Source organism: Pseudoramibacter porci, from assembly GCF_009696145.1.
GTDB lineage: Bacteria > Bacillota > Clostridia > Eubacteriales > Eubacteriaceae > Pseudoramibacter > Pseudoramibacter porci.
Window position 1 is genome coordinate 259975 of sequence record NZ_VUMO01000001.1, and the last position, 20212, is coordinate 280186.

General features: G+C 46.9%; 13 protein-coding genes, 1 tRNA gene and 1 other annotated feature. Of the genes, 12 read left to right on the top strand and 2 right to left on the bottom strand.

Annotated elements, in window-relative coordinates; all coding sequences use genetic code 11:
- Nucleotides 1-4: 4 nt before the first annotated feature.
- Nucleotides 5-649, top strand: a complete 645-nt coding sequence (locus FYJ52_RS01435) for a C39 family peptidase (RefSeq protein ID WP_154575470.1) — start codon at nt 5-7, stop codon at nt 647-649.
- 86 nt (nt 650-735) lie between these two features.
- Complete coding sequence (gene bsh, locus FYJ52_RS01440) at nt 736-1713, top strand: choloylglycine hydrolase (RefSeq protein ID WP_154575471.1); 978 nt, start codon at nt 736-738, stop codon at nt 1711-1713.
- 1321 nt (nt 1714-3034) lie between these two features.
- On the opposite strand, the gene FYJ52_RS01445 is transcribed toward bsh, so the two are convergent.
- A tRNA-Ala gene (locus FYJ52_RS01445) sits at nt 3035-3110 on the bottom strand.
- Nucleotides 3111-3297: 187 nt separating this feature from the next.
- Here FYJ52_RS01445 and aroB point away from each other — a divergent pair.
- From aroB to FYJ52_RS01485, 8 genes are all read left to right on the top strand, one after another.
- Complete coding sequence (aroB, locus tag FYJ52_RS01450; protein WP_154575472.1) at nt 3298-4425, top strand: 3-dehydroquinate synthase; 1128 nt, start codon at nt 3298-3300, stop codon at nt 4423-4425.
- A gap of 9 nt (nt 4426-4434) precedes the next feature.
- The gene (aroA, locus tag FYJ52_RS01455; protein WP_154575473.1) at nt 4435-5709 is read left to right on the top strand and encodes a 3-phosphoshikimate 1-carboxyvinyltransferase; all 1275 of its coding nucleotides are present in this window, start codon (nt 4435-4437) and stop codon (nt 5707-5709) included.
- Nucleotides 5706-6800 (top strand): chorismate synthase, encoded by a 1095-nt coding sequence (gene aroC, locus FYJ52_RS01460; RefSeq protein ID WP_154575474.1) that lies wholly within the window; start codon nt 5706-5708, stop codon nt 6798-6800. The genes aroA and aroC overlap by 4 nt, the downstream gene beginning before the upstream one ends.
- A complete protein-coding gene (locus tag FYJ52_RS01465) occupies nt 6793-7083 on the top strand; it encodes a chorismate mutase (protein WP_154575475.1) in 291 nt (96 codons plus the stop codon). The genes aroC and FYJ52_RS01465 overlap by 8 nt, the downstream gene beginning before the upstream one ends.
- Before the next feature lie 74 nt (nt 7084-7157).
- The gene (locus FYJ52_RS01470) at nt 7158-10598 is read left to right on the top strand and encodes a pyruvate carboxylase (protein ID WP_154575476.1); all 3441 of its coding nucleotides are present in this window, start codon (nt 7158-7160) and stop codon (nt 10596-10598) included.
- Nucleotides 10599-11148: 550 nt separating this feature from the next.
- A complete protein-coding gene (gene cdaA / locus FYJ52_RS01475; protein ID WP_154575477.1) occupies nt 11149-12072 on the top strand; it encodes a diadenylate cyclase CdaA in 924 nt (307 codons plus the stop codon).
- Nucleotides 12059-13288: a CdaR family protein gene (locus tag FYJ52_RS01480; RefSeq protein ID WP_205960725.1), complete on the top strand. Its 1230-nt coding sequence runs from the start codon at nt 12059-12061 to the stop codon at nt 13286-13288. Before cdaA ends, FYJ52_RS01480 begins: the two co-directional genes overlap by 14 nt.
- A gap of 18 nt (nt 13289-13306) precedes the next feature.
- Nucleotides 13307-14509: an AI-2E family transporter gene (locus tag FYJ52_RS01485; RefSeq protein ID WP_154575479.1), complete on the top strand. Its 1203-nt coding sequence runs from the start codon at nt 13307-13309 to the stop codon at nt 14507-14509.
- Between the two features lie 62 nt (nt 14510-14571).
- Here FYJ52_RS01485 and FYJ52_RS01490 read toward each other — a convergent pair whose 3' ends face one another.
- Nucleotides 14572-16257, bottom strand: coding sequence for a 2-isopropylmalate synthase (locus FYJ52_RS01490; protein ID WP_154575480.1), 1686 nt, complete (start codon nt 16255-16257; stop codon nt 14572-14574).
- Nucleotides 16258-16324: 67 nt separating this feature from the next.
- Nucleotides 16325-16592, bottom strand: a binding site (T-box leader).
- 147 nt (nt 16593-16739) lie between these two features.
- On the opposite strand from FYJ52_RS01490, the gene FYJ52_RS01495 reads away from it, so the two are divergent.
- Entirely contained in the window at nt 16740-17834 is a 1095-nt protein-coding gene (locus FYJ52_RS01495; RefSeq protein ID WP_154575481.1) for a metallophosphoesterase family protein, read from the top strand.
- Nucleotides 17831-20212 carry an ATP-binding protein gene (locus tag FYJ52_RS01500; protein WP_154575482.1) on the top strand — a complete coding sequence of 794 codons (2382 nt, stop codon included), beginning with the start codon at nt 17831-17833 and terminating at the stop codon, nt 20210-20212. Before FYJ52_RS01495 ends, FYJ52_RS01500 begins: the two co-directional genes overlap by 4 nt.

Sequence of the window (20212 nt, forward strand, 5' to 3'; positions counted from 1 at the left end):
TAAATTGAAAAAGAAATTGGATTTGCCAGTTATTGATCAAACGGAACGCTGGCCCACTGGGTGCGAATCGGTTTCATCGGTGATGGTGCTGCACCATTTGGGCATCGACCTCTCTGTCGATCGCTTTATTCAATCTTTTCTGCCTAAGCGCGCCATGCACTTGACGCAAAGCGCAGAATTGGTCGGAGATGTCAACATCGGAACCGGGCCTGATCCTGATGAATATTTTGCGGGAGATCCATACAGTGAGGCGGCCTTTGGCTGTTATCCCGGTGTCATCGTAAAGGCTTTAAATACTGTTTTTAAAAGCTTTAACGCGCCTTACCGCGCAGTAAACGGAACGGGGGCGCCTCACAAGATTTATTGCCGGTCGATCGACGCGGGGCTGCCTGTCATTTATTGGGCGACTCTCTGCTTTGAGCCGGCGGTTTACGGACCGAAATGGCAAATTGCTGGCACTCAGCGCACATTGACTTGGCAGAGCCGTGAACATTGTCTGGTTTTGACAGGGTACGACGACGAGCAGCTTTTGTATTATTTAAACGACCCGTGGAATCATCGCGGGAAGCTCGCGGTGCCCCAAGCGCTGTGTGAAAAGCGGCACCGGGAGCAGGGCAGCCGCGCGGTTATGATTGAAGAGATAAAATAATTCGTCGAATGATGATAAAATTTTGAAATGCAGGTTATTCGAGGCGGAACGTGTTAAAATAGACCGTAAGAAAGGGGATTAACAACATGTGTACCGCGATTAGTTATCAGACGAAGGATCATTATTTCGGCAGAAATCTTGATCTGGAAATATCTTTCGGAGAATCTGTGGTGGTGACACCTCGACATTATCATTGGCATTTCAGAGAGGCAGCAGACCGAGATGACAGCTACGCCATCATCGGCATGGCTACGGTTGAGGACAATATGCCGCTTTATTACGACGGCACGAATGAAAAGGGCCTCAGTATGGCGGGATTGAACTTTGCTGGAAACGCGCACTACTTTAGTCAGGCAGATCCTGGCAAAAACGGCATCGCTTCTTTCGAAATGATTCCATGGGTTTTGGGACAATGCAAGAATGTAGATGAAGCGAAAGCGTGCATTCAAAATTTAACTGTACTGGACACACGTTTTAACGAAAAACTGCCGACTTCTACGCTGCACTGGCTGGTGGCGGATGCGTCGAGCTCCTTCGTTGTTGAATCCGTCGCTGACGGTCTGCACATTTACGACAATCCGGTCGGGGCATTGACGAATAATCCGCCGTTTCCGATTCAGTTATTCGGTTTGAACAATTATCGCCAGCTCAGGGCTGGTGTGCCAGAAAACCGTTTTGCAAAGGGCTTGGATTTAGATTTGTACAGCCGCGGTATGGGGGCAATTGGGCTGCCAGGCGATTTGTCTTCGGCGTCGCGTTTTGCGAAAGTGGTGTTTACCAAGTTAAATTCAAAGTGCGGATCGGGAGAAGAAGAAAGCATCAGCCAGTTCTTCCATATTCTGGGTTCTGTTGAACAGCAGCGGGGCTGCTGCGATCTCGGAAACGATCAATACGAATACACGATTTACTCGTCGTGCTGCAATACGGATACCGGCGTTTATTATTACAAGACTTACGACAACAGCCGGATCACAAAAGTGGATATGCATCACGAAGATTTAGATGGTGATAAATGGCAAAGCTACCCATTGTTAATGGGCGAAGATATTCAAGCACAGAATTAAAAAAAGTCTTTCAGGCCGGTTGTGAGCCTGAAAGACTTTTTTGTTATATGCGAAACGTTATGGATACCACTTTCCGTTTCTTTCAAGATAATCGGTATTCATGGACAATAATGTTGGATAATATAAAATAGTCGACAGATAGTAGCGAGGTTTGTTTATGAAAATGGTCTTAACGTTTGTTTATGTTATGGTTGTCTTGGCGGCAGCCAGAGGATTGTGGTCGTTATATTTATGGCTGAAAAACAAAAAAGAAGATAAAACGGGGAAATCAAGGCATTGATTACATAGAGGCGCACAAAATAGCGAGCGTTGAACAATTATTCTAAGGCGCCTGAAAAATATACTATGATTTGCTTGCTAAACGTAAAAAGAATAGATAGCTTAATTATAGGTGATTATTGTTACGAGAACGAAAAAGACATTGGAAGTTTTCGGTATAATATTAAAACAGACAGTTATGAATCTGTAAAATATAATGCAGAAGATGAAAAGTATAATGCTCCTTATGGCTTTGGAAAAATCATTCAACTATTGCGTCAAATGGTAAAATATAATAAACACCTAAATCATATGACCTATCTGTGGTATTGATTGACAATAATTTGATTTCAAAGCATCGCTTAGGCGATGTTTTTTAATATGTCAGTTCAGTGGGATTAAATGAATCAACGATACGAAAGTACATCTGAGCTATTCAGTTGAAACAACCAAACGTTTTGATCGCGAATTTAAGAAGCTTGATCGATATACTAAGCAAATGGTGAAGTCATGGATTGAAAAACGTTTAGTTGGTTGTGAGAATCCCCGATTATGGGGGAAGCGCAAAATGGCGACTTTAACGAATTATGGCGTTATCGTATTGGAGTGTATCGTTTTATCTGTGACATTCAAGATGGAAAACTTTTTATATTAGCCTTGTCAATTGGATACAGGCGGGAGATTTATAAAAAGCGCTAATAATCTGAAATAAATTGCAAAAAATGTCAGAAAGAAATAATGTTGGACCGTTGTCTCAGCGATACTCGCCGAGCACGTGATCTATACGATTGTTGTGCTGCTGAACAGCATTGTTGCGGTCGCGATCGAGCAGATTATAGATCGGCATAAGACATCTTCAGAGCGCCTTTAGGCGTTTTTTTATTGTTAAGAATCGGTTGGTGACTCAGAAACGTAGACCGCCGGTAAGTGGATACGTACACTAAAGTAACATAAGGACAGATAAAGGATACGTAGATAAATATGGAATGATAAAATATAGAAATCCAATTTGTTATATAAAAAAAAGAAACCGCTAAATTTAGCGGCTTCTCATACTTTTAAATGGTGGAGATGAGGGGATTCGAACCCCTGGCCTTTTGAATGCCATTCAAACGCGCTCCCAACTGCGCCACACCCCCAAAAGGAACGATATTTATGTTAACGTAACACAGAGAAATTGTCAAGAATTATTTAAAGATTTTCTAAAATTATATTGGGAAGGGCGAAGTTCAAATTGAACTCGGCGAAAAAATCGTCTATAATGTCTATGATTATGTTAGATTGGGCGAGCGTTTCTGTGCCCTGAAAATAAAGGAGAACTGATCCATGAAAAAATTAACCTGTTCCGCTGAATCGAGCCATAAGACTGAGATTTATATTCATAATGGATTAAGAGAACATTTATACGAATTAAAAGATAAATTCGAAAAATACAATTCTATTGTCATTATTACCGATAAAAACGTTGCAAAACATTATCTGCGCTTGGTGGTGCAGCAGATGAAGTCCTTTGGCGGCAATGTGTATTCTATTGTCATTCCGGCCGGTGAAATGTCTAAAAATTTAAGTCAGGTTGAAAGCATTTACTATAAATTGGCAGAGTTTAACGTGACCCGTTCTGACGCGATCGTTGCGCTGGGCGGCGGTGTCGTCGGCGACTTAGCCGGTTTTTGTGCGGCAACTTATTTGAGAGGGATCGATTTCTTCCAGATTCCGACATCTTTGATTGCAATGACTGATAGCTCGGTCGGCAGCAAGACCGGAGTTGATTTGGACGTTGGGAAGAATTTAGTCGGGGCGTTTTATCCGGCAAAAGCAGTATTTGTCGACCCTGAATGCTTGATGACGCTGGAAGATCGTTACTTCATCGACGGTATGGCCGAAGTCATCAAATACGGCTGTATCGCTTCGAGCAAGCTCTTCGTCCGCCTCGCCGGTTATCAGTATCAGGAAGACCTGCAGGACGACATGGAAGAGATCGTTGCCAAATGTCTGCAGATCAAGCGCAACATCGTTGAAGAAGATGAAAAAGAATCCGGCGTGCGCCGAATCTTAAATTTTGGCCACACCATTGGTCATGTCATCGAAAATTATTTCGGTTACGAAGGTTATTCCCACGGTGAAGGCGTCGCCGTCGGCATGTACAATATTACGAAGATGAGCGTGCGTGAAGGTATCACTTCTCAGGAAGATTTGGATAATCTCGGCAAAATGCTCATTAAATATGGTCTGCCTATCGATATGCCCGATATGGATTTGAAACGTGTTCAGGAAATTGTCGCGCACGACAAGAAATTTACCGGAGATATATTAAACGTCTGTGTGATGCCGCGCATTGGTACTGCAGAGATCGTGCGCGTCCAGAAGGATAAGGCGATTGATCTTTTTACGCCGGATGCAGCGGAGACAGAAATGTCTGCGCCTGTGTCTGCGGATCAGTCCGATCAGAATTAAGTCTCCGATATGGATATCACGATACAACCGAATCCAATTGGCGGGACGGTGCAGGTGCCGCCGTCGAAGAGTCTCAGTCACCGGGCGCTGATCTGCGCAGCTTTGGCCGACGGCGAAAGTACGCTTGAGCATCTTTTGGTTTCTGAAGATATTGTGGCAACTTGCGGTGTGCTCGAAGCGCTGGGGGCAAAAATTGAAAAACTGAATGCGGATGGCTCGAAACTCAAAATAAAAGGCTGTGGGAGGCCGTTCGTCGGGAACATCACCCTGGACTGCCACGAATCGGGCTCGACCGTTCGCTTTCTGATGCCTTTGGCGGCCATCAACGCGAAAAACGTAATTTTGACTGGCAAGGGGCGGCTGCCGAAACGGCCCCTTGAGCCTTACCGGCCGATATTTGAAGCCTCTCAAATCAGCTGGAAAACAGAAGGTACCGACGCGCTGCCGTTAATTTTAAATGGCACCCTCAAGCCCGGTGATTACAAAATGCCGGGTAATGTCTCGTCGCAGTTTATCAGCGGCTTGCTTTTCGCCCTGCCATTGCTGGATCATCCGTCGACGCTGCGCGTCACAACGCCGCTTGAATCGCGTCCTTACGTCGACTTAACTCTCGGCGTTTTGAAACGTTACGGGATCTCAATCGATGTCTCAGAGGACGGCCGGTTTTACACCATTCCGGGCGCCCAGCATTACCATGCAGCTGATTATAGTGTCGAAGGTGATTTCTCTCAAGCCGCATTCTGGTTTGCCTTTGGTGTCAACGGCAGAGCGGTGCGGTGTGAAAATCTGCCGAAGACGTCCCTGCAGGGAGACGCGGTCATTATTCCGCTGATTAGGCAAATGGGCGGTCAGGTGGAGTGGCAAGACGGTGCCTGGGTGGCTCAGCCGTCTGTCCGTCACGGCATTGATATGGATGTTTCCCAATGTCCGGACCTCATGCCGATTTTGGCGGTGCTTGCAGCGACAGCAGAGGGGCAGAGCAGAATTGTTGGCGCAGGCCGTTTGCGGCTCAAAGAATCCGATCGGTTGAGTGCAATGGCTGATTTACTCACACGTTTGGGCGTCCGGGTGGAAGAAGCGCCGGATGGTATGACCATCTGGGGCGTATCACAGCTTACAGGCGGCGAGATCGACACAGTAAATGATCACCGTATCGCAATGGCGGCAGCAGCCGCAAGTGAATGCTGCAGTGGGCCAATGATCATTCGCGGCGCGGAAGCTGTGGGTAAATCCTATCCGGACTTTTGGCAAGATTTTAGACAAAACGGAGGACAAATGGCATGACATCATGTTGGGGACAGCATATCCATTTATCGCTTTTCGGTGAATCCCATGGTCCAATGATTGGCGCCGTGATCGACGGATTGCCTTCGGGTTTTTCAATTGACGAAACACAGATTGCCGCAGAGATGACCCGTCGCTCGGCCAGCGGCAAGGACTTGGCGACGCCGAGAAAAGAAGCGGACCGCGTGACCATCGTCTCGGGTTTTTTTAACGGGAAAACGACGGGGACACCGTTGACCGGTATCATTGAAAACAGCAACACCCATTCGTCGGATTACGAGAAGACGAAAAACAAAATGCGCCCGGGGCACGCAGATTATACGGCTTTTCTGCGGTACGGCGGTTTCCAGGATTACCGCGGCGGCGGCCATTTTTCGGGTCGGCTGACTGCGCCAATGGTCTTTGCTGGTGCTGTCGCAAAACAAATCCTTGCCCAGAAAGTTCCGGCGCTTTCTGTCGGCAGCCGCATCGTTCAGATCGGTCAAGTGCGGGATCATTCGGTTTTAACACCATCAGATTACGCGGCGCTCACTTACGCGGACAGGACTTTTCCGGTTGTGAAGCGAGAACTTCAGGATGCGATGATACGGGAAATCACCGAAGCCAGAGCCCAGAGAGATTCGGTCGGAGGCATCGTTGAGGGTTATATCACGGGGGTTCCCGGCGGACTCGGCTCGCCGATTTTCGACAACGTCGAAAGTCGGCTGGCGTCGTTTCTTTTCGCAATTCCTGCGGTTAAGGGTGTGTCTTTTGGCATCGGCTTTGACATCAGCGGGATGCGGGGCTCTGAGGCCAATGATGCTTTCCGCGTGAAAGACGGATGTGTTGTGACATCGACCAATCACAACGGCGGTATCAATGGCGGCATTACCAATGGCATGCCGATCGTATTTAAAGTGGCTTTTAAACCGACCCCATCGATTGCGCAGCCGCAGCCGACAATTGATATTGCCCAGCACAAAAACACAGAAATTGAAATTCACGGGCGCCACGATCCGTGCATCGTGATCCGCGCGCTGCCGGTTGTCGAAAGTGCTGCGGCGCTTTGTCTGCTGGATTTGATGATGGAGGCAGACGGACGCCATGAGTGAGCTGGATTTATCCGAAATCAGAGAAGAAATCGACCGCATCGACCGCCAGATGATCGCGTTGTTTCAGAAGAGGCTGGACTGCGTCTGTGATGTAGCCCGGTACAAACACGCCAATGGCCTGCCTATTTTTGACGAGACGCGAGAAAAAGCCGTCATCGCGAAACGGCAGGCGCAAGTTGAGCCTGAAATCAAGGCGGCGGTTGGGCAGTTTATGCAGGCGGTGATGGATACGTGTAAGCTTGTCGAGGCTGATGTCATCGATCAGTTGGAAAAGTTTCATTAATTGGCAAAGAATGGCAAGACTTTTTGTGCTAGGATCGGTATAAATGAATCATTACGTTTTGAGAGGATAAAAGGATGCTTAAACAATTTAAAAAAGTATTGATCGCCAATCGCGGCGAAATTGCTATACGGATCATCCGCGCCTGCCATGAGCTGGGCATTTCGACCATTGCAATTTATACCCAAGAGGATGAGATGTCGCTCTTCCGCACCAAAGCGGATGAAGCGTACATGATCAATTCCGCGGGCGGACCGGTTCAGGCTTACCTTGATATGGATAAGATTATTTCCCTTGCGTTGGATAAGGGGGCCGATGCCATCCACCCGGGGTACGGCTTTTTGTCGGAAAACGCCGAATTCGCGAGAAAATGCGAAGAAGCGGGCGTGACTTTTATTGGACCGACCCACGAAATGATGGAACAGATGGGCGATAAGATTCAGTCGAAGAAAATGGCGAGCAAGGTCGCTGTGCCGACGATTCCAGGCGTTGAAAAACCGATCACATCCAACGAGGAAGCCCTTGCCTTTGCAAAGAAGGCGGGCTATCCGATCATGCTGAAGGCGGCTTCCGGCGGCGGCGGACGCGGGATGCGCATTGTCCGTGAAGAAAAGGATCTGCTGAAGGAATACCACTCTGCGGTCAGCGAATCCACTAAAGCTTTCGGCGACGGTACCATCTTCATTGAAAAATATTTAGAAGATCCTAAGCACGTCGAAGTACAGGTGCTGGGGGATCAGTACGGCAATGTGGTGCACTTGTATGAAAGGGACTGCTCGATTCAGCGGCGCAATCAGAAGGTCATTGAATTTTCACCTTCGGTCTTTTTGACCGACGAACAGCGCAAGGCCATTTGCAGTGACGCAATTAAGCTCGCCAAATCTGTGAATTATTGCTCCGCGGGGACGATGGAATTTCTCGTGGATAAACACGGGCACCATTATTTTATTGAAATGAATCCGCGGATTCAAGTTGAACACACAGTGACGGAGCTGGTGACGGGCATCGATATCGTCCAGGCGCAGATTTTAATCGCGGAAGGGTATGCTCTGGATTCTGACGCCATTCAAATTCGCTCCCAAGACGACATTTCGACACGGGGCTACGCGATTCAGTGCCGAATTACGACGGAAAATCCAAAGATGCATTTTATGCCCGATACCGGCCGGATTGACGTTTACCGAACGGCCAGCGGTCCGGGTATCCGACTGGACGGTGGCAACGGGTTTACCGGATCGGTCATCTCACCTTATTACGACAGTCTGCTGGTCAAATGTTCCGCCTACGGCCGGACATTCGAGGAGACGCGTCGGAAAGCGATTCGTGCCCTCAAGGAAACGATGATCAGCGGCGTAGAAACCAACAAGGATTTCCTGATTAACGTGCTTGAACATCCGATTTTCAAGTCGGGAACATGTACGACAAAGTTCATCGGCGACCATCCGGAGCTATTCGAAATTGAAGATAAAAAGAGTCCGGAAATGGACACCATTCGCTATTTCGGCGATATTGTGGTCAACGAAACATTCGGGAAAAAACCGGTGCTCGCTGAACCGAAAGTGCCGGAGCTGCCCCGGAATGCCAGAATTCAACCACTTTCAGGTACGAAGCAGATCCTCGATCAGCGTGGGGCAGACGGCCTTGTCAATTGGATCAAGGCACAGGATCGGCTGCTCATTACAGATACGACGATGCGGGATGCTCATCAATCGCTGATGGCAACGCGCGTACGTACGCGGGATATGGATCGCATTGCGGCAGACACGGCGTATTACGGACGAGATTTGTTCTCGCTGGAAATGTGGGGCGGCGCTACTTTTGATGTGGCGTACAATTTCTTGAGAGAATCGCCGTGGCACCGGCTCGACCTACTTCGGAAAAAAATCCCAAATATCTGTTTTCAGATGCTGCTGCGCGGCGCCAACGGTGTCGGTTACAAAAATTATCCGGACAATGTCATTCGCAAATTCGTGCAGCAGTCGGCAAAATCAGGCATCGATGTCTTCAGGATTTTCGACTCTCTGAACTGGATGGAAAATATGAAAGTGGCCATCGAAGAGGTGCTCAAGGCAGGGAAAGTGGCTGAAGTCGCGATGTGCTACACCGGTGATATTCTCGATACATCGAAGACGAAATACAATTTGGATTATTACGTCAAAATGGCGCATGAAATCGAAAAGACCGGCGCACATATCCTCGCGATCAAGGACATGTCTGCGCTTTGCAAGCCTCAGGCGGCGAGGAAGCTGGTCTCGGTTCTGAAGAGTGAAGTTAAAATGCCGATTCATTTCCACACACACGATACGGCCGGCAACGGTGTGGCTTCTGCGCTGATGGCGGCGTACGGCGGCGCCGATATTGTCGACGCGGCTTTAGCCGGAATGAGTGGTTTGACCTCGCAGCCGAATTTGAATTCCATTGTCGCAGCCCTCAAACACACGCCGTTTGACACGGAACTTGACGATCAGGATCTTCAGATCCTCTCTGATTACTGGACGGGTCTGCGGCCGACGTACAGCAAATTTGAAAGCGGCTTGAAGAGCAGCAGCACTGAAATTTACGACATGGAAATTCCAGGGGGGCAATACTCCAATCTTCAAAAACAGGTCGAAAGCTTTGGCTTGGGTCATAAATTTGGTGAAGTCAAGAACATGTATAAGGTGGCGAACCAGCTGCTTGGCGATATTGTCAAGGTAACACCTTCGTCAAAGGTCAACGGCGATTTGGCCATCTTCATGGTTCAAAATGACTTGAACGCGGACAATATTTACGAGAAAGGCAAGGATTTAGCATTTCCAAATTCCGTTGTTGATTTCTTTAAGGGCATGATCGGACAGCCGGTCGGCGGATTTAATAAACGCCTTCAGAAAATTGTGCTGAAAGGGCAGAAGCCGATCACAGTCCGGCCTGGATCACTGATTCCGCCGGAAGATTTCGATCAAGTCCGAAAGACATTCAAAGAAAAATATGACATGGATTTGGATGACCGCCAGCTGGTTTCAGCGACGATGTATCCAAAAGTTTACCAGGAATATTTGGATTTCAAACAGAATTACGGCGATCTGGAACGGATGGAAAGCCACGCGTTCTTCTACGGCCTTAGAGAAGGTGAAACCACTGAAGTGGAAGTTGGAACGGGTAAGAAAATCATTGTGACTCTGATCCGCGTCGGCGAACCAGACGAAGATGGGGAACGTACCGTAACCTTCGAAGTCGACGGCTTCCGCCGGCGGATTAAAGTACAGGATAAATATTCGCTGTCATCCCAAAAGAAAGATCGCATGTTAAAAGCGGATCCAAACAATCCGAAGGAAGTCGGTTCGGCGATCCCGGGGACAGTGCTCAAGGTGCAGGTCAACGAAGGTGATCAAGTCAAGAAAAATCAGGTGCTGACAGTAGTCGAAGCGATGAAAATGGAAACGGAAATCGTGTCACCAGTTGATGGCACAGTCGATACGATTTATGTGTCGGAAGGACAGACAGTCGAATCTGGTGAATTGATGATGAAATTGAATTAGAGAAGAAGAGACGGGGAACCGAAAGGGGAACCGTTCTTTTTTATATGATTTAAGATAATTTTTGCAAAAAAATAAGACCAGTCTTGCTCGTTCTCAGAGATTTTACTTCTTCGATTTGATGCAAGCTGGTCTTTAGATCTCACTTAAACTTTGCACTTCCGGTGGTCCATCCTCCTTTCGTTGAATTTAAAAGACGATGATAAACTTCTTCAACCTATCAACCACTATGACCTTCCGATAAATCTGCCTTACTAAGCCGCTTTCCAATTAATAAAAACTAATTGCCTAACCTTCTGCTTAATACGCTGGATTTTGGTAATGATCGGGTTAATATTTATCTCATTACTCTTTTATTTACCATCTGTACTTTTATTTGTCTACAGTATAGCAGGGAAAAGCAGAAATGTAAAGGTTTATTTATAAAAATATTAAATGACTTTAATCATATCATTACATTTGTTGAAAATTATACAGAGAATATTTAAATTACATAAACACAGTGTGTTAGTGTATAATAAAATATAATCTAATTAAATAAAGGAGGCCCTCAATGGATAATTTCTTTATTACGCTGAGATCGCAGTTTTCCTTTTCCAATGTCATTGAGATCCTCGTCATTACTTTTTTAATTTATAAAATACTCATGTGGATTCGTGGGACGCAGGCGGAGCAGGTCGCAAAGGGATTGATCATTGTGCTGGTTCTGATTCCGCTCAGCTCCTGGCTTGGGTTTACAACTTTAAATTATATTTTAAATATTGTCGTGACTTGGGCGGTCATATTAATTGTTGTCGTGTTTCAACCGGAGTTGCGCTCAGCGCTGGAACAGTTGGGCAACAATAAATTATTTGATCGCATGTTCAGGTCATCCGGTGAGCGAAAAATTTATAGCAATATTCAGGAAATCGCGAAGGCCGCGGCGGATATGTCCGAAGTTAGAATGGGTGCGTTGATGGTTTTTCCGGTGAACACTGGCCTCAAAGACATCGAGGCGACGGGCATTAAGCTCAATGCAGATATTTCAACTGAGCTGATTGAAAATATTTTTACGCCCAATCGGCCGTTGCACGATGGTGCTGTGATCATTGATTTGTGGAGCGGTAAAGTTAAAACGGCGGGGTGTCTTCTGCCACTGACAGACCGCAAGACGTTAAACTCGTCTCTGGGAACGCGGCATCGTGCTGGCATTGGTATTTCTGAGAAATCAGATGCGGTGGTTCTCATTGTCTCAGAGGAAACGGGAACCATATCCATGGCCGAGAAAGGCGTACTTCGCCGCGGATTTTCGGAGGATGAGCTCGTAGACCTGCTCGCCGAGCGCTTCATTACTATCGATGAAGATGATGACAGTGAAGACGATCTGCCCTATGATGAATATGAAAATATCAATGATTACGATGAACCGGCAGATGAGAAAGAAATGTCGACGACGGAAACCTTTGCCAATGGAGAATCGAGCGATGAAGAAAAGTAATAAAACAGGCAGTGACAGAACAGCGCGCATCGTGCGGCTGATCATTGCAGCGTGTCTCTCAGTCTTTTTGTGGTCGTACATTAACGGCAATGACATCAATATGATCACACAGGAAATTAACAATATTCCGGTTACGCTTATCAATACGGAAAAGCTGACGTCAAAGGGACTTCTGCTCTCAGAACAGAAAAATTATTTCGTCAATATTCGGGTTCGCGGAAGCGAGCGGAACGTGAGCAAGCTGGACGCTTCGCAGATTACGGCAACGGCAGATCTTTCAGGGGTGAAAGGGCCGGGAACCTATACCGCAGATGTTGTGCTTCAGGGGCTTCCGAATTCTGTTATCCTGCAGGAGACACAGCCCTCTGAAATCAGGATAAAAATCGACAGCATTCGCCACAAATCCCACAGTGTGACGATTAATACCAGCGGGAAGCCCGGAAATCATTTGTCTGTCGTTTCGGCGACGACTTCGGAGAAGGTCCGGGTGGAAGGGCCGAGTCAATCCGTTAATAAAATCAAGTCGTGCGTTGCGACGGCAAATGTCCAGGATATCACAGACGATACAGATGTGAATATTCCCGTTCGGGCGATTGACAAAAACGGCAATGTTCTCTCAGATGTAGAATGTAAGCCTTCGATGATTAAGGCGAGCGTTAAAATCGGGAAGACCAAGCGCGTCAAAATCAAGACACCCAAAACGACAGGCAGCGTAGGCGATGGGTACAAAGTCGCAAAAATGACAGTCAGCCCTAAAACAGTGCTTCTTGGCGGGAAGGAATCGGATCTAGACAGTATCGATTCTGTACGACCGGAGTCAATCGATTTAAACGGCATAAAGAGCGGTACAGTGATACAGAAAAAATTGAATTTGCCGTCAGGTGTGACGGATATGGATGGCAACACCAATGTGACGGTGACCATTAAGGTGGAAGCGCTGACAACCAAGCGGCTTATGATTGACGACATCGAACAGCGAAATGTTCCAAACGATCTGACAGTGACAAAAATAGAAAATGCATCAGTGTCAGTCAAAATTGAGGGCACGAACAGTGAACTGGCAACCCTTGACAGCAAAGATTTAAGTGCTTGGATCGATTTCTCTGATGCAGCGGAGGGAACGGGCTCGTACAATATTCAGGTCACGACTGATAAAGGAACGATCAAATCCGTTTCGCCATCTTCTACATCGGCAACCCTCAAATCAAAAAACTAATCAAGTGAGATAATAAACATGGATAAATTCAACAGGTTTAAGATTTGGCAAAATAAAAACGTACGCAGATCGATTCCGTTTTGTATTGCGATCCTCTTTTTTCTAATTATGACGCATCTCGATTTGATCGGAAGGGCCATTGCGTTTCTCTTTAACTTCATTTTACCGGTCATTGTCGGGATTGTTCTGGCCTATATCATGGACCCGCCGATACGAAATATTGAAAAGAAGTTCAGTGAACGTGGCACGAGACATGCAAGGGGCAAGGCCATTACAATTGTCATTTTAATTATTCTGGTCTCGCTCGTTTTGTTAATCGTTGCAGTGGTGCCTCAGGTACTCAGCAGTGTGGTCAAGTTTGCAACGAGCAAAACGTCTTATCACGGTGCGCTGCAGCAATTTGTCGACGGCATTGCGAAACGCCACGTCGATATGAAGACGGCATTTTCCACAATTGACAATATGCTTGACAAAATGCAGAGCCAGGTGCAGGATCGTCTGGTTTCCGGCTCTGGCTCCGGCGGACGCCATATCCTCAATTTTGTCATTGACTTCATTTTGGCGATCTATTTTTTGGCAGATAAAAAACGTGTACAACGCAATGCGCGCAGATTCTTCAGGCTTTCAATGCGGGACACGACGTACGAAAGAGTTTCGTCGGTATGGAAGCGCTGTGACCGCATTTTCATTAAATTCTTATTCTGCGAAGTCATCGATGCGCTGATCGTCGGCTGCGCAAACGCTGCTTTTATGCTGATTTGCCGGATGTCCTATGTGCCGATGATTTCGGTGGTTGCCGGGTTGACGAATCTCGTGCCAACTTTTGGTCCGATTATCGGCGCCGTCGTTGGGGCTTTTGTGTTGATGATGAATAACCCGATTCACGCGCTGCTGTTCCTTATTTTTACGGGCATCATCCAGGCTGTTGACGGCTACATGATCAAGCCGAAGCTTTACGGCGACACGTTAGGCGTTCCCGGCATATGGATTTTGATCGCTGTGGTCATCGGCGGACGGGTTTTCGGCGTGTGGGGGATGCTTTTAGCCATTCCGATTGTCGCCATTCTCGACATCCTGATCCGTGAAACCTTACTGCCGATGATGGAACAGAGAAAAATCAAACGCGAAATGGCCGCGGCAGATCGGAAAATGAAAAATAGTGAAGAAACCGGCGCCCTTGAGCTGCTTCAGGCACTTCAAAAGGACGCGCAGGAAAAATAAAAGACGCATAAAAATAACGATCAGGATTTTGAGGTCCTGATCGTTATTTTTTAGTGTGATGATTATTTCATGTTTTCTGGTTTTTCCGGCCCGATGTGATTAATGGCAGAGACCAAAGCGCGAATTGAAGCGACGATGATGTCATTGTCGATTCCGGCGCCCCATACTTCACGATTGTCATTTAATGTCAAGCCGATATACGCGACGGCGCGGGAATTTGAGCCCTTTTCGAGAGCGTGTTCGCTGTAGGATAAATCCTTGATCGGCGTGTGGATGTGCTGAATGACGGTGTTGGTAACCGCATCGATGCGGCCGTTGCCGATTTCGCTGTAATCGCCAATGTCGCCTTCGTTGTTAATGGTGAGGTGTGCGCGGATTTTTCCGTCAGGGAGCTGTTTAAAATGCGCAGCTGGAATGCTGAAGTAATCTTCTTTGTTGACGTAGTGGTCGTTGAAAATTTCGTAGACTTCTTCCGGTTGCAGTTCGCGATGTCCATGATCAGAAACGTTTTTAACCAGATTGCGCATATGGTCGCGCATTTTTTTAGGCAGATTGAAGCCGTAGTTGTGTTCGAGGATGAAGCCGATGCCGCCTTTTCCAGATTGAGAGTTGATGCGGATAACATCCTTGTCGTATTGACGGCCGAGATCTTCAGGGTTGATGGTCAAATACGGCACATCCCAATGATGATCTTCGCTTTCCCGTGCCATTTTCATGCCTTTGGCGATGGCGTCCTGATGACTTCCCGAGAAGGCAGCAAAGACCAGGGCGCCTGAATAAGGCTGACGTTCGTAGACGTGCATCCGGGTATCTCGTTCGTAGGCTTCGCAGAGTTCTGGCAGATTGCTGAAGTCCAGCTTTGGATCGACGCCGTGGGTGTACATGTTGAGCGCCAAGGTGATGATGTCGACGTTGCCGGTGCGTTCTCCATTGCCAAATAAAGTGCCTTCGACACGGTCAGCACCGGCGAGGAGGCCGAGTTCTGTATCAGCGACGCCGCAGCCTCGATCGTTGTGCGGATGGAGTGAAAGAATCACGTTGTCGCGGTATTTCAAATGTTTGCTCATGTATTCGATCTGGCTGGCGTAAACGTGAGGGAGGGATAATTCAACGGTAACCGGAAGGTTGATGATAACCTTGTTTTCGGCCGTCGGCTGCCAGACGTCGAGCACGGCGTTGCAGACATCGCAGGCATAATCCACTTCTGTGCCGGTAAAGCTTTCCGGTGAATATTCAAATTGGAAATTGCCCGGGGTTTCTTTAGATAAATCGTTGAGCATTTTGGCGCCGTCGACAGCCAGCTGCAAAATTTCTTCTTTGGATTTTTTAAAGACTTGTTCGCGCTGTTGGCGGGACGTCGAATTGTAGAGGTGAACGATGGAATGTTTACAGCCTTCCAACGCTTCAAATGTTTTTTTGATGATGTGTTCGCGTGCCTGGGTCAAGACTTGAATCGTTACGTCGTCCGGGATCAGATCCTGTTCGATTAAAGTTCTTAAAAATTCGTATTCCGTTTCAGAAGCTGCGGGGAAGCCGACTTCAATTTCTTTAAAGCCGACATCGACCAAATACTTGAAATAGTCGATTTTTTCTTCGAGGCTCATGGGGATGATCAACGCTTGGTTGCCGTCGCGGAGATCGACAGAGCACCAAATCGGCGGATGATCGATGTATTCTTTATTAACCCAGTCTGTGCAGGGTACTGGGGGCATAAAATAATTCCGTTTGTATTTTTTTGGATTCATCATTTGAATAATCCTCCTTATAAAAAGATGAATACTGTGCTTATGACAAAAAAACGCCTCTATGCCAATGCATAGAGGCGATGTATGACGGTCGCTGTACCACTCTAATTCACATTTTATTGATTAATGCTAAAATAAAATGCCTTATTACAGATACGTCTTTAAAAATAAAGATTATATCCTCCTGCGATAACGGGCAGGACCCGGTGTGCCTAATAGGAAAACTGTTCAGCATTCCGCTCCGAGGCCAGTTCGAAAATTTTCAGCGGCTGCTTCACACCTGCCAGCAGCTCTCTGGACGCTTAGAATTTTTTAATATCCCTCTTCATTGCGTTGTGTTTATCTTAGCGGTAAAAAAAAGAGATGTCAAGTAAAAGTTTTAGGGAAACGTTTTTATCTGATGTTTTGGTTTACGCGGCGCATTTTAATTTCCATCAGGTATGTTATAATAAAAAACAAATTCAACGGATAGAGAAGGAAGATTCATGGCCATATCTTTTATTCATACCGGGGACATCCACCTGGAAAAAACTTTTCATTTTAAGAATCATCAACGTGATTTCGGCAAAGCACACCGGATTGACCTCTGGCTGACCTTTGATCAAATTATCAACACGGCTGAAAAAAATCATGTAGATTTTCTGATTATCAGCGGAGATTTATTTGACACACCCGATGTTTCGAGTAAGGCGCTCAAACGCGTCGCTGAAAAATTCGCGCACCTGACCGAGACGGAAGTGGTCATCTGCCCGGGCAATCATGATTTTTACACGCCGTCTGCGCTCTACGGACTGATCGAATGGCCGCAGAACGTTACGATTTTCAAACAAGGGCAGATGGAATCGAAATATTTTGAAGAAAAAGAGACCCGCATCTTTGGCATTGGCTGGACGAAAGACACTTATGATACGATGCCTTTTGACGGCAGCCATATCAATCTGTCAGAGGCGGACAACAATATTCTGGTGCTCCACGGGGACGCCTACAATCAAATTTCACAGTACATGCCCATTGACTTGGCGTGCTTTGATTATTTCGACTATGTGGCGCTGGGGCATATTCACAGGAGCGAGCGGCTGACCCTTCGCGCAGCGTATTGCGGCTGCCCAGAACCTCTGACCTTTAAAAACATCAATGAGCCGAGTATTTTCTACGGTCAGATCCACCACCACAGGCTGGATCTTCAGAAAATTGAAACCGGAAAACGAAAATTCTTTCAGAAGACCCTGCGCGTTTCACCGGAGATGACGCAAAATGATCTGCTTATGGCTTGTTCAGATTTGAGCGATGACGACAGCAAAGGGAAAGATTATTATAGACTTTTCCTTAACGGGTACGCGGGTGCAGACATCGACGTTGAAGAACTGAGAATGCAGCTGGCGCAGATATTTTATTACGTCGAGGTGGACGATAAGAAGCTCCTTCCCAACATCGACGTGGATAAGCTGCTTGAAGAAAATCAAGACAATATGATTGGGCGCTTTATCCAGGAAATGCGCCGCAACGGTGACAATCCGACAGCAAAAAAAGCGCTGTATTACGGATTAGAAGGTTTGTTGAACAGTGAGGAAAAAGGGTGAAAATTAAGACACTGCATTTAATTGCATTTGGAAAATTTAAACAGACCACCATTGAACTCGACGACGGCTTTAATCTGATTTACGGGCCCAATGAAGCGGGAAAGTCGACGATTCAGGCCTTTATCGAGGGGATGTTTTTCGGTTTTTACAAGCCTTATCGAAAGCGCCGCACGTACAGCGAGGCTTTTGAACAATACAAACCGCTGTACTCAGAACAGTATCGCGGCGCGATGATTTATGTTGATGAGATGGGGCGGGAAATCAGAATCGAACGGGATTTCTTAAAAGAGCGGGACGGGGTCCGGCTTTTTGACAATATCACGGGAGAGGATATTACAGAGACCTTTCCCTACGACAATATCACGAAGCAATACATGCCGCTGGGCTATCAGTCGATTAACGCGTCGATTTACAACAATACGGTCAATTTCAGGCAGATGGCGTCGAAAACCAATGCGGATCTGGCGCGGGAAATTAACGACAAGCTCATTGACATGGCCAACAATGATACAGATATTTCTGTGCATCGGGTCATCGATTATTTAGATGAAAAGAAAAAAGCCATCGGCACGTTTCGCGCGACGAAGTCCAATTACGGTATGGCGGTCCGCAACCGAAGCGAGCTGGAGGATAAGCTGGAAATTTCAGAAGAAAAATACCAGAAAATACGGCTCAACCAGCGCAAGATCATGGACTATCGTGAAGAGATAAAACGCTTGACGCAAGAACAGGCAGATATTGCGGCAGCTGAGGAACGGCAGAAGGTTCAGGCTATTGAGGCACAGAAGGAGAAGCTGGATCGTATCAAGGCAGAAGGGGAAGCGCTCGAAAAGACATTGGCCGCGTATCAGGCGGACGCTGAAAAATACAACATAACGACGTACAATCACTTACAGATGTTGGAAGATGACCGCAGTCAGCTGAATCGCCAAATCAGCCGCTACGAACAGCAAATTCGAGACATTGAAGAGAAAATTGAGAATACGCAGAAAAAATCCGAGCGTCTTCACGCCAAGGTACGTCATTACAACGCGCTTCAAGTGGAGAAAGATCGTGAAGATTTAAAACGCATTCAAAGCCAGTACAGCAGAACCGAGAAAAAATTTGAACGGCAAAGGGGTGGCCTGTCCATTTTTGATCGCCATCCGATTTCGACTGCGGTCTCCGTTGTCGATTCGCTTGTCGGCGTATTCGTACTGCTGCTCTCGCTGATTAACCCGGGTCATTTTCTGCCAAGCGCTGCGGTAATCGGCCTTGCAGTCGTCGGTGGGGTTCTCGCGTTATTTTTTGGATTATCCTTTTATGCAGCTCATCGCCGGTCAACACGCTTGTCCGAAACGGCGGCGAGCTTTGACCCTCAGGATCGCATTGCGACCCATTTATCCATTTTGATGGAACGATACCGCGAGCCTCGGGATTTAGACGCGCTGAGGATGCAGATGGACAGTATCCTGGATGCCTTTGACCGTGTGACGGCGGCTGACCAGGAGTTGTCTAATCTGTCCCTTCAAAAACAGAGCCTTGAAGAACAAATTGAAAGCTACTCCGATAAGATAGACAAGGATCAACAGGCCATCAATGATGTTTTAAATCCGCTCGGGATCTCGAAACTCGAGGATTACAGACAGGGTCTTGACAATGAGCGCAAAGCTTTGGATATTCAGGCAAAGATTACGGCGAACCGCCAGTTATACAACGATTTAGAGGGTGAAAATTACATTCGCGTTTCAAAGGAATCGGATTTATTCCAGGAAGCAAAACAGCGCAAACGAACGGTAAAGAGAAGCATTGCGTCGGCTCAGCGGGAAGTGGCAAGGCTTGAGGGCGAGAATCAAACACTTGCGGATGAAGTGGATTCGCCGGTGGCTCTTCGAGAAAAAATCGACGGAATCAACGGGCAGATTGCGGCGTACGAAGAAGAAATTCGCGCCTGCGATATGGCAGAATCTTTTTTCATGCGTTATCAGAAAGAAACACACCGCAGTCAGGCGGGCAGCCTTAATGAACGCATCGGTGATATCTTGAAAAAAATCACGAACAAGTATCGCGAGGTCCGCATTGACGATAAGCTGAATATTAAAGTGATGGATCCGCAGAACTCAAATTTGATAGATCTCAATCAGCTTTCCGGCGGGACCATTGATCAGATCTATTTCGCACTGCGATTTGGTCTTCGGGATATTGTCGATGAACAGCGGACACTGCCGTTTATTCTGGATGATCCCTTTGTCCAGTACGATGACAAACGCAGAAAAGAAGGTATTCTATTTTTAAGCCGAGTGGCAAAGGATGATCAGGTGATTTTGCTGACCTGCAGCCAAAATGAAAAACAGATTTTGGATCAGGACGACATCCCGTACACAGGTATCAGTTTGTAG